Below are 11,838 nucleotides of genomic sequence, written 5' to 3'. Positions count from 1 at the left end.
GTTTCAGCCCTAACTTAGAAAAGTTAGGGCTGTTTTTACATAGTGTTTATCTTCATATCATTTCCTTCATTCCCATAGCATATAGAAATACCTTTAAAGAGGTGAACGTTTTGTCAGGAGAACTGATCGGAATTATGATAGGCTCGCTCATCGCACTGGCAGGAACATTCATTACGTCTGTCGTAGCTATAGTGATGTCGAAAGAGCAATACAAGCAAGAGCTTCGCAAAGCATTTATCCAAAAGAAAGTTGATGCCTATACCCATGTGTGTCAAGTTATTCTAGCTATAAAAAACGATTTACTTACAAAAACTGTTTCTTCAGCCGGCTTAAACTGGACGGCTCAATCTATTAACAAACTAGCAGATGTGTGTATTACGGAAGGGCTATGGATCGATGAAGAAGACAGCAAAAAGCTGGAGGTTCTGCAGAAGCAGCTTTCAAAGTTTGTATTTGATGAAATAGAACTGTCTAGACATGATACCCTCACAGCCTGTTATGAAATTGTTGAATATTGCGAAAAAAAGGTGAGGATTCTTCATTTTATGACTACAAAAGAATAGGTGATTACTACTTTAAGAAGTGATAGTAGAAATATTAAAAAAGCATTGGAATATAAAATTACAAAACAATCCGTTTATATACCAGCAGCCGACGAGGACATTAGTAAGTGATGAAGACGGCAAATTTATCTTTCCAAACAACGGTTCATACGTTATTTTCCTAGTTTTTCCAGAGAATAAAGAAATTAAAGCTGAAATTGCATATGGATGGTTCGAGAAAAAACGCAAGAAGGACTGTTAACTGAATAGGTCTTAGCGATTGTATGAGCTATTTCATATTTAATACAGTTCTTAACAAACAGTAAGTGTTTATGAAAAGAACTTTGCAGCAGCATACAAAGTTCTTTTTTATAACTTGCGTTGTGGATATTACCAAAGAAAAACAAAGCAAGCAAAAGGATAATTCCAACTACACAAGCGATTTGAATAGTATTTAAGAATGTTGATGACTCAAGGGTTAAAATAATAATACATAAAACTAAGCCACCCAAGCTTTTTAAACTATTTACACAAGAAACCGAGATATCTAAAGATAAAGAAGTAGATCTCCACGAAGAGAACAATTTTAACGAAGTTTGTGATGATCATTTCATTATAGATGAGTATTAGAAACCCTGCAAAATTTAAAGAATTGATTTAGTATATCTGTATAACCAGTAATTGTACAAGGGTCGTAAAGGTATACTTTTACGGCCTATCAATATTGATGAATTGCTTTTCACATGAAACAATGTGAAAAAAATGGGCATCCTAGAAGCAAAAGGAGGGGATAGAATGAGTAAAGAACAAAACGATGAAACAAGTGAAGGGCTGAATCAGCTTTTTGAAATCATCAATGCAAAAGGCGACGAGGGCGAACTGAGAGAAATTGTAAGCAGGAGCAGTAAAAAGAATAACCATAAAAACCATGAGGAACAATCGTAAAAAGAAAATAAAAAACCTCTTCATGGAAATCATGAAGAGGTCAGATGAAATAGTATTGCAACCATTCCATTCTACAGAGTTTTAAAGTATTTTAAACTCTTGATACGACTGGTTTTATGGAACTGATGGGATTCGAACCCACGACCCCTTGTCTGCCAGACAAGTATTCTCCCACTGAACTACAGTCCCGATTATGTAGAGTCTTTATTGCGTGTTGACTCTACTATATTTTAATACGTATGCCGCGCGTTCGCAATAGTTATTTTCAGTGTTTTCTAATTTCTTCATATGAATATTAACTTCTAAAAAAATCATTTACTTCTTGTTTGTACGTATAAAAAAAACTTGGAATTTGGCTTGGTTCCAATCCTTTTGCAGCGTATTTGCTGATGGATTCGTAGTACCATTTCTGCTTTTCGAATCCTCTTTTAAAGCTATTCCAAATCGTATCTCCTTGCTGATCGTAGCTTTCTTTTAAAGACCGTAAATTATCTAATTTATCTGCTACAATTAAAGATTTCACTTCAAGAGAACCATTTTTCACAATTTGAATTGTATGCTGTTTACGTTCTTCCCAGCTTTTTGATTTGTTTTCTGTATGAGCTTCAACAATCTCCGCTACCTCTAAACCAAATCTTTGTACAATTTCTTCAAGTGTTACACTTGTATCTTCTACAGCATCATGCAGATAAGCTGCTGCAATTACTTTTTCACTAAAACCCGCTTTTTCTAAAATATTACCGACGTTAATAGGGTGAACAATATAAGGTTTATCGGACAGCTTGCGCATTTGGCCGCTATGAGCGTGTTCTGCATATCTACGTGCTTCTTTTATTAAAGACATCATATTCCTCCACTTTTTATTCAGTATATCTTCATATTATTAGTATAAACGAATATAGCTCTTCTCACTTTATAAAATTGCACAAATTCATTTCTTATAATAAGGGAAGGCTACCAAAAGCCCTTCTTATTGTACGGTTTTTTATAAAGCCTAATATCTATTTAATAGGCCTGTATCAGTTGCCATTTCCTTTTTTATTCATAGTTTGTATGAAGGAGTGATAGCAATGCAAAACCGTAATAATCAAAATATTAAAGTCATTGATGTTTCTCATCACAACGGAACAATTGATTGGGCAAAAGTGGCGTCGGATGGTGTAAAAGGCGCGTATATTAAATTAACAGAAGGTACAACCTTCTTGGATAAAAAATCATATGATAATTATATAGGAGCAAAAAATTCAGGTCTACGTGTAGGCTTTTATCACTTTGCTCATGCTGATAATGATCCCATTGCAGAAGTTAATTTCTTTTTAAATAAATTAGGCAGCATGAAGGTTGATTTGCCTCATTGCTTAGATTTGGAAGAAAATAAAGGGAAAACAAAAGCGCAGGTCACAGCCTTTGCAGTCAGATGGATGGAGTATATTGAAAGGAAAACAAGCATTACGCCTATTCTTTACACGGGTTATAGTTTTATTAAATCCAATTTTACAAGCGCCGTGGCAAGATATCCGCTATGGGTAGCTCGTTACAATGGAAGTAACCGTTCTAAGGGATTTGCTAACCCAGGTGATACGGGGATTTGGGATAGATGGGCTATGTTCCAATATACAGATCAAGGAAAAGTAAAAGGAATTACCGGCAATGTTGATATCAATGAAATAGATCTGGACTTCTTTAATAGTATTAATACAGGCGTTACGGTGGTGGATAATAATAATCCATCAGCACAATTGCAGCAAGGTGATAGCGGACTAGCTGTAAAAGAACTGCAGCAAAACTTAATTAGATTAGGATTTGAGCTTTCTCAGCAAGGAACTGATGGTCAATATGGCAGTGAAACTGTTGCAGCTGTTAAAGCTCTTCAAGAAAAGTATGGATTAACGTCAACTGGAAAAGCTGATGAGAAAACATTAGCTAAAATGATGGAATTGCTTAAGGGTGTAAGCAATCCTGTCGAAGAATCATTACCAAAGGTTACTTCATTCGGAGATAAGTATTCTTTTCAAGTAAAAGCTAAGAAGGATATTGGAGTCTACAAATATGCGAATGTAACAGAAAATTTCAGAACTATAAAAAAAGGCACGGTATTTAGCGTATATGGCTATACGAATGCAGCATGGGCTGTTCCAGGCGGATTTGTGCAAATGAAAGACGTAGAACCTATCCCAGTTACAATTAAAACAGGCGGATTAAGTAAAGACATGGAAACAGAGTTTCGTGCTTTCTTAAAAAATGAAGGAATTGACAGTGAATTAAACGTACATGCAATAGGTAATCCGTCAGCTGAACTCACAGCAGCTGGACTGGATTCTGTAAAAGTTAAGCAGTTTTTAGATAAAAAAGGCTGGTACTACAAGCAATAAAACCCCGCTCGGAAGAGCAGGGTTTTGTTTTGGGATTTTATAAAAAAAGAATAGCAGACATCAATTAAGTAATTAAAATATGTTCTAAATAACAAATTAGGTGGTAACCAAAAAGATTCTATGTATAGTTCACCTGTAGCAGTCATATTTTTAGTCAACAGCTCATGGAGGGTGAATGAATATGAAAAATACGCAGATTCGAATTGAAACACTATCCTATCACTATGAAAGCATTATGGTGAATGACGAAGTAGAGCGTGCGATAAAAAGTATTGAAGTGACGTATCGGGCATATAAACATAACCACGTTTTAAACGGACACGTAGTACTTTCAGGAGAAGAGATTTACGATCTTCAGCAGCTGACTCACACAGTGGCTGGGAAAATAAAAGCAGAATTAGAAACTACATAAAAAAGCGCCTTTCTTTAATGTTTGAAATTTAAAGAAAGGCGCTTTTTTATATTAATTATTAATTAAACTGCAAAGAGAAGAAATTAAAGTATGTTCTAAATAAAACATATAAATAAAAAACATAGCATCTAAGAGAATTTCTTAAACCATACACATTACCTTTGCATTGTGAACTTTGTCTCTTTTATCACTGCTTTTCTTTTACTATGTGTAAGCAACACGCCGCATAACGTAATGATGCTTCCAACAATGGAAGCTGCACTCGGGATATCTTTTAAAAGCAGCCACGCTAAGAAAAAGGACAGCGCAGGAGTTAAGTAAAGAGAGATGGCAGCCTCAGCAGAACCTATACGCGATGTCAGATAAGCGAGTATCATATACGGAATAACGGTTGGGAATAATCCTAAATATATCACGCTTATCGCTGATCTGACAGAGATATGCGCAAGCTCTGTTTCTAACCCTGGTAAAAAAACAAGCATAGAAATGGCAGCTCCCCAGATACTGTACGTTACAAAAGAAAGAAAACCATACTTTTTTAATAAATTTTTTTGACATACCATATAGATGCTTTCTGCAAGGGCAGCTAGCAGAATTAGTAAGATTCCATTAACCGAGTGTACAAAATTCTCTTTGCTGAAAGTTAAAAGCGCAATACCTGCAAAGCTTACTGCAGATCCAATCCATTTTCTTTTTCCAAACGCTTCATGAAAAAAGAAAATAGCTAAAAACGCGGAAAAAATAGGAGTCGTCGAGACCAGTAAACTCGCAATACCCGCACTTACCGTTTTTTCTCCAATGTTTAATGCTGTGTGATAGACAGTAAAGCCTAAAAAACCGAGCGCTAAAAGAAGTGGAATATCTTTTATATCAGGCAAGCGCCTGCGTGTGGCTATTGCAATAACTAACAGCACTACAGAAGCAATACTTAACCGAACAAAAGCGAGGTGCTGAGGAGAAAACGATTCTAGCCCTATTTGAATAACTGGAAATGCTGAAGCCCATAAGCTAATCATCAGTATATGTAAAAACACAAGACTAAACGTTAATTTCATGCCTATTCATCTCCATTTTTTATTTTAAATCCAACCAGTATCAATTGTGGTTCCTATGTTAATAAACATTTGATAAAATGTCTTCAACCAGTTTAAAAGAAATTAACCCAACCACTTTAAAAACAGGAGTAAATGTATGAATCAAGAGAACAGTTCGAGTTATCCAAAATACAAGCAAATCATTGATTTTATGAAAGAGAAAATTGCCCGTGGAGAATGGCCGATTGGAAGTAAAATTCCTAGTCAGCGAAAGCTTGCTGCTATGTTCGATGTTAATCGAAGTACGGTCATCACGGCATTAGAGGAATTAACAGCCGATGGTTTAATTGAAGGTAAGATGGGAAAGGGAACCATCGTTATAAATAATACGTGGACACTTTTGGCTACGACTCCGCCCGATTGGAATGTTCATGTGAAATCAGGTATGCATCACCCGAGTCAAGCAATGGTACAAGATATCAATGAATCTGAATTTAACTCAAACCTTATTCAATTAAGCAAAGGAGAGCTTTCACCCGACATATTTCCTAAAGATAAAATGAAATATGCTATGGAAAAAGTAGCAGAAAACATGGAGGTTCTAGGATACGAAGAACCAAAGGGGTATTTTCCTTTACGAAAAGAGTTAAGTGCGTATATGAAAACAATGGGGATTGAATCTTCTCCAGATTCTATTTTAATTGTTTCCGGCGCTCTTCAAGCTCTTCAGCTTATTTCAATTGGACTGCTACAAAGGAACTCTTCGGTTTTGTTAGAAAAACCTTCTTATCTATACTCCTTACATGTATTCCAATCAGCCGGAATGAAACTTAAAGGTCTTGCTATGGATGAGGAAGGAATAAAAGTAACAGCTATAAAACGCGCCGACCCTCAAGAAGGGCAAGCTATTTTATATACAAATCCATGTTTCCATAACCCGACGGGAACATTAATGTCCCAAAAAAGGCGTTACGATTTGTTGAAAGAATGTGAGGAACATCAGCTTCCTATTATTGAAGATGATTTATACCGCGAATTATGGCTAGATAAACAGCCTCCGTTTCCATTAAAAGCTTTAGATAAAAATGGACACGTGTTATATATTAGCAGTCTTTCTAAAACATTAAGCCCGGGATTACGTATCGGATGGATAGTCGGCCCAGAACCAGTCATTGAGCGTTTGGCGGATATTAAAATGCAAACGGATTATGGATCTAGCTCATTATCTCAAAGAGTGGCAGCCGAATGGTTTAAAAATGGCTTATATCAACAGCATATGGAAACGGTACGAACCGAATTGCGAACGAGAAGAAAAGTGATGCTGAATGCTTTGGAAACATACGCAGGAGATATAGCAACATGGACGAATCCTGAAGGAGGCTTTTTTATATGGGTGCATATTCAACCTTCTATTTCAATGAAATCTTTGTACTCTCGTGCTTTAAAAAGAGGGATATTGCTTAATTCCGGAAGTATCTATGCACAAGAAACCGGCAGTTATCTTCGGCTTTCTTACGCCTATGCCTCTTTATCAGATATCGATAGACGTATTAAAATTCTTGCTGAACTTATTCGGGAATTGCAAGTATAGTAAAAAGGAATAGTGGATTACCAACTATTCCTTTTTTTGTATCAAACTCTTCTTCCTATAAAAAACTCCAAGTAACAACTGACTATATATTACCGTCTATAAATACATGTTATCTTTTATGATAGAAATAAGTTAAGAAGACTTTTAATTTGCTTTCTGTACGTTTTACATATAAATCGTGAATGGTTTTAACTACGTAATCATTATCAAACATTTCCAACACCTCAATTATTGTTAAGTTTCCTGTTTGTTATAGTTTATGAAATAATCAAACGCATCTCATCCGCCATCAGCTGTAACTTTGCGCTTCATCTTTTACAACTAAAGGCTGAAACGTACGCTCATAATTGAACGCACGAATAACAGGATATGCAAAAAAAATGAAAAGTGTGCACGTTTTGTTTTAAAAAAGGCTATATCTTAAAAAAAGAAAATTGTCACACACATTTATGAATATGTATCTACTAAGTAAGAAGACTTTTTTAGTTGGTAGGATTGAAGGTGAAAAAGATGGATGAATTATTTAAAGATCTTGATGTGTACAGAACGCAAGAAGAAATGAAGCAGTATTTTGAACATACGCAGCAAATGATTCATCAAAACAGAGAATATATAAAATTAGCCCGACTTAAAAAAGGGCGTTTCAAAAAGTTTTTTGAAGAGTTTTATCCGCTTTATTGCTTCAGCCAATCTTCTTATTGTCCGAGGAATTCAAAATTGAAGCTTATTATTGGAAGTCAAGGATACGACGGATTGATTCTCCAGCCGGATGGTACTGAAAAACGAATTGAAATTACTTCCTACAAAGATGGGAAACTAGAATTTGAAGATGCACAGAGGGTCAATTCAGGAAATTTTGCTCTCCCCCGTATCCAGACGGAAGGTTCTGTAGAAGAGTATATAGAAAAAGTGCTAGAAAACATCCAAAAAAAGAGCAAAAAAGATTACAGTGGAGCATCCATTCTATTTGTTGTACACACGTTTCATTATTTTGAAGCCTGCGGAAAAAGTTCAGCTACCTTTATTCGGACCTTAAAAAAAGAAATAAAGAGTACTGATTTTCGAGCGGATGAAATTTATTTATTGGAACTAAATCAGCCAGAAAGTGAAAGTGTTAAGTAAAACATTCATTTCATTAAATAAGAAGACACGCTGCAGATGTTGAGGCGTGTCTTCTTTTCTGATAATAGAACTCTCTTAATACAGGTGGATAATTTTGAAAATTACAACAATTAAGTGCTATAATTCAAGTATGAATATGCATTCGGAGGAGGAAAACCAATGGATTTAGCTTATAGAGAGAAAGCTTACGAATATGCCAAAAGATTCGAATCTAGCTATGACGATTATGATGAACGCTATAAGGTGCACAATAATCCGACGGTGTGGCGATTTATGCCGCTGTCTGATTTTCAAGATTTACTGGAAACCAATGCGCTTTTTTTCGCAAAACCTGATGCATTTTCCGACCCCCTTGAAGGATGCTCTTCAATGTGGAACATAGAAGAATTAAGAAAAAAAGGCGAACGTCATAACCGTACCTCTAGAACCTATATAAGAAAAATCCATGAATTTTCTGCTGTTTCATCCTGGCATATCAATGATTACGAAGCCGCTGGAATGTGGGACCTATATTTAAAGGGGAATGATGGCGTAGCTATTAAAACCACCTATGAAAATTTATTGTGCAGTATTAAAGATTTACGCTATAAAATCTTTTCTGGCAAAATACAGTACATAGACTTTCAAAAAGAAATGATCAGCCACTCTGTATATGACACATTATTTTACAAGCGCAAATCTTATCAGCATGAAAATGAATTGAGGCTTGTTATTGTGGCAAGTCGTATACACGCTTGGAAGCTGCAAAAGCTATTCGAAATTCAAGGTATTTCCGCAAATCAATGGCAAAAACGAATGGATATCCTTGAAAAAAGATCGTATGAGTTTTCTCACGAGCATGGCAACCTCCTTACATGTAATTTACATCAGCTGATCAATGATATTTACGTATCGCCACGAAGCGCTCAAAGCTGTGTAGATGAGGTAAAAGCTCTTACTAAGAAACACGGTCTCGCTTATAAAAAGGTTATTCAGTCTGACTTGTATAAGGACTATATTTATTAAATGTTTATGTTATTTGAAAACAGGTAAATCAGTAGTAACAGATGTTTTCAAGGAGGAATACTATCATGCCTTACAATTCATTAAGAGAACTGCCGGATGGAGTAAGAGATAATCTTCCTTATCACGCTCAGGAAATTTATAAAGAAGCATTTAATTCAGCAAGTAATGAATACAAAGAAGTAGCTACCGCTCACAAAGTTGCTTGGAACGCGGTGAAAACAAAGTACAAAAAAGATGATAATGACAACTGGGTGAAAAAATAGTGATAAAAGAGCCTAACCATAATGGAATTATTATTTTTTAAAAAAATCTCCCATTAGGTTTCAATTATTTTTTCGAGGGTATACATTCTATGTAAGGCCAATACAAGAAAGGAGAGACTGTACACATGCATTGTTTTACAGCGACTTCAAGAAACGTATTGAGCACCTTAGAAGGAAGATTTGTTTTGATTACAAAAGGCACATTGGTAAACAATCGTTATACTAAGTGCTAGGCTGTCTAATTCAGACAGAACACTCGACTATTCAAACATAACATTCAGTATAAAAAAGAAGATGCGTGCTAAGCGCATCTTCTTTTTTTGTTGACTCTATTTTCCATCCCTTTTTGTACTTCGTCTTATTTTTACGCATAAAATAATAAAAAGGAGGGGTTATGCTGTTTGATTATGAACGAGAGTTAACGATTCACCGAAAAGATGCTACTCAAAAGACTGCAGCAATTAATGCTGAGACTTATAAAAACATAGACTGGGAACAAGTGAAAGTAGAACAAAATCTTGCGGATTACCAAGCTCTTGTACGCGTACCTTTTCCTCTGATTTTCAAAAAAAATCAACTGTATCCTGTATGGGATTTAAGAAAGTACGCTTTTTTATTTGAACAATCTACACCTGCTACTGTCCACCCTAAACTGTGGGAACAAGGAAAATTAAATGTACAAGCCGGTTTATATCAAGTAACTGAAAATATCTTTCAAGTAAGAGGATTTGATATGGCCAATATTACATTTGTTAAAGGGAAAACGGGATGGATTGTTATTGATTGCTTGACGTCAAGAGAAACAGCAGAAGAAGCACTTAAACTAGTAAACCAGCACTGCGGGAAGCGTTCTGTTAGAGCCGTTATCTTCTCACATTCACATATAGACCATTACGGTGGAGTTTTAGGAGTATTACCTGACTCAACACAAAATAAAACTAGTAAAGTTTATGCTCCTGCTGGGTTTATGGACGCAGTTATCGATGAAAACGTCACGGCGGCAACAACAATGACACGAAGAAGTCAATACATGTACGGTATTCAACTGCGACGAGATGAAAAAGGCTTAATTGACAACGGCATCGGAAAAGAAATTTCATTTGGAACAATCACGCTTATTAAAGGAATAGAAGAAATTCATCCTTCCGAACATCATTCTTATGTAAGTAAGAAAATTGACGGCGTCTCATTTCATTTTCAGCTTACGCCAGGGACGGAAGCGCCTGCTGAAATGAACATCTATATTCCTATTGAAAAGTCTCTGTGTATTGCAGAAAACTGTACGGCCACTCAGCACAACCTTTATACGCTCAGGGGAGCAAAAGTAAGAGACGCAGCAGCATGGGCAAGATACTTGCAGCAAGCAATCAATTTATTTGGCCAAGAACTAACAACTGTATTTGGCGTACATAATTGGCCAAGGTTCGGAAACGAGGCGTGTATTACCTATATCGAAAATCAGCGAGATGTTTATCAATATATTCATGACCAAACATTAAGGCTGATGAATCAAGGTTATACCATCGACCACGTCGGCCGAATGATGAAGCTGCCAGAAATCCTATCTCACGAGTGGTATTCAAACGGCTTTTATGGAACGGTTAACCATAACGCAAAAGCGGTTTATCAGCGCTATATGGGCTGGTATAACAGCAATCCTGTAGATTTAAATAAACTGTTTCCTGAAGAGTCAGCTAAGAAGTATGTAGAGTATATGGGGGGAGCGGACGACATTCTCAAAAAAGCGCAGCGCTGTTTTCAACAAGGCGACTATCAATGGGTAGCTGAAGTGACCAAACAAGTTATTTACGCTGATCCTCACCACGTAAAGGCAAAACTTTTATGCGCAGACGCGCTCGAGCAATTAGGGTATATGGCTGAATCGGGTCCTTGGCGAAATGAATACCTAACAGGAGCCAAAGAACTTCGCTTAGGTAATATACCGCTGCCGGCCAACATTATCACAAAAGAAGTATGGGATACACTTCCATTAAAAAATATTTTAGAACTATTTAGCATTCGCGTAGATGGATTAAAGGCAGGTGCATGTAACTATCGTATATTGTTTGTGGTACCAGATCGTAATGAAGTAGCGCTCACAGAACTTAAGCATGGAATCTTTAGGTATCTTGGAGATACGCGAAAGAAAGCTGAGGTGACGGTAACGATGTGGCAAGATACCTTATACCGACTCACAACTACAAATGATCACTCTTATAGCTCGGTCATATTTGTTCAAGGAGATAAATCGAAATGGGATTTCTTTTTGTCATGTCAGGATTCTATTGATCCAAACTTTAATATTGTGACACCTGTTTCTAAAAAATAGAGTACCTGATTACAGCTCAGAAAGCACATCGTTGACTTTTTGTTCAAAACAGCTGTCGCATGTGAAGATTTCTTTTTCTTGAAACGATGTTAGCCTTTCTCCGCAGATGGAACAGCATTCTATATAGTGATTGTTTCGCTCTTGTTCTTTTCTTTCATGTAACATAGCACTTTCCTCCTTTTCAGTATAAATAGTTTGTCTTATTTCTTTAAGTATATACTAA

General features: G+C 36.2%; 13 protein-coding genes and 1 tRNA gene. 10 read left to right on the top strand and 4 right to left on the bottom strand.

Going from position 1 to position 11,838, the window contains the following annotated elements; all coding sequences use genetic code 11:
• The first annotated feature begins 110 nt into the window (after positions 1–110).
• The 3 genes from MMB69_RS12640 (at position 111) to MMB69_RS12630 (ending at position 1,487) form a co-directional block, all read left to right on the top strand.
• Positions 111–563 (top strand): hypothetical protein, encoded by a 453-nt coding sequence (locus tag MMB69_RS12640; protein ID WP_221783282.1) that lies wholly within the window; start codon positions 111–113, stop codon positions 561–563.
• A 19-nt stretch (positions 564–582) separates the two neighbouring features.
• A complete protein-coding gene (locus tag MMB69_RS12635) occupies positions 583–804 on the top strand; it encodes a DUF6143 family protein (RefSeq protein WP_277447827.1) in 222 nt (73 codons plus the stop codon).
• Positions 805–1,337: 533 nt separating this feature from the next.
• Positions 1,338–1,487, top strand: a complete 150-nt coding sequence (locus tag MMB69_RS12630; protein ID WP_221783284.1) for a hypothetical protein — start codon at positions 1,338–1,340, stop codon at positions 1,485–1,487.
• A gap of 117 nt (positions 1,488–1,604) precedes the next feature.
• Here MMB69_RS12630 and MMB69_RS12625 read toward each other — a convergent pair.
• Positions 1,605–1,676 (bottom strand) — tRNA-Ala (locus MMB69_RS12625).
• Positions 1,677–1,782: 106 nt separating this feature from the next.
• On the bottom strand, positions 1,783–2,331 hold the full coding sequence (locus MMB69_RS12620; protein WP_221783285.1) for an HD domain-containing protein: 549 nt from the start codon (positions 2,329–2,331) through the stop codon (positions 1,783–1,785).
• A 226-nt stretch (positions 2,332–2,557) separates the two neighbouring features.
• Between MMB69_RS12620 and MMB69_RS12615 the strand changes: the two genes are divergently transcribed.
• Together MMB69_RS12615 and MMB69_RS12610 are read left to right on the top strand one after the other, a co-directional pair.
• The gene (locus MMB69_RS12615) at positions 2,558–3,859 is read left to right on the top strand and encodes a GH25 family lysozyme (RefSeq protein ID WP_221783287.1); all 1,302 of its coding nucleotides are present in this window, start codon (positions 2,558–2,560) and stop codon (positions 3,857–3,859) included.
• A 181-nt stretch (positions 3,860–4,040) separates the two neighbouring features.
• Complete coding sequence (locus MMB69_RS12610; protein ID WP_260506611.1) at positions 4,041–4,271, top strand: hypothetical protein; 231 nt, start codon at positions 4,041–4,043, stop codon at positions 4,269–4,271.
• 155 nt (positions 4,272–4,426) lie between these two features.
• Here MMB69_RS12610 and MMB69_RS12605 read toward each other — a convergent pair whose 3' ends face one another.
• Positions 4,427–5,326 (bottom strand): DMT family transporter, encoded by a 900-nt coding sequence (locus MMB69_RS12605; RefSeq protein WP_264409191.1) that lies wholly within the window; start codon positions 5,324–5,326, stop codon positions 4,427–4,429.
• 136 nt (positions 5,327–5,462) lie between these two features.
• On the opposite strand from MMB69_RS12605, the gene pdxR reads away from it, so the two are divergent.
• From pdxR to MMB69_RS12580, 5 genes are all read left to right on the top strand, one after another.
• Positions 5,463–6,896 (top strand): MocR-like pyridoxine biosynthesis transcription factor PdxR, encoded by a 1,434-nt coding sequence (pdxR, locus tag MMB69_RS12600; protein WP_277447825.1) that lies wholly within the window; start codon positions 5,463–5,465, stop codon positions 6,894–6,896.
• Positions 6,897–7,406: 510 nt separating this feature from the next.
• Positions 7,407–8,018 (top strand): hypothetical protein, encoded by a 612-nt coding sequence (locus MMB69_RS12595; protein ID WP_277447824.1) that lies wholly within the window; start codon positions 7,407–7,409, stop codon positions 8,016–8,018.
• 159 nt (positions 8,019–8,177) lie between these two features.
• Entirely contained in the window at positions 8,178–9,023 is an 846-nt protein-coding gene (locus MMB69_RS12590) for a DUF2971 domain-containing protein (protein ID WP_221783294.1), read from the top strand.
• 65 nt (positions 9,024–9,088) lie between these two features.
• Complete coding sequence (locus MMB69_RS12585) at positions 9,089–9,286, top strand: ChaB family protein (protein WP_277447823.1); 198 nt, start codon at positions 9,089–9,091, stop codon at positions 9,284–9,286.
• Between the two features lie 394 nt (positions 9,287–9,680).
• Complete coding sequence (locus tag MMB69_RS12580; protein ID WP_277447822.1) at positions 9,681–11,615, top strand: alkyl/aryl-sulfatase; 1,935 nt, start codon at positions 9,681–9,683, stop codon at positions 11,613–11,615.
• A 9-nt stretch (positions 11,616–11,624) separates the two neighbouring features.
• Here MMB69_RS12580 and MMB69_RS12575 read toward each other — a convergent pair whose 3' ends face one another.
• On the bottom strand, positions 11,625–11,780 hold the full coding sequence (locus tag MMB69_RS12575; protein ID WP_162871471.1) for a hypothetical protein: 156 nt from the start codon (positions 11,778–11,780) through the stop codon (positions 11,625–11,627).
• Positions 11,781–11,838 lie beyond the last annotated feature (58 nt).

Origin of the sequence: Priestia sp. P5, from assembly GCF_029522155.1 — a bacterium.
Classification (GTDB): domain Bacteria; phylum Bacillota; class Bacilli; order Bacillales; family Bacillaceae_H; genus Priestia; species Priestia megaterium_E.
This window is presented reverse-complemented; position numbering and strand designations above follow the sequence as displayed.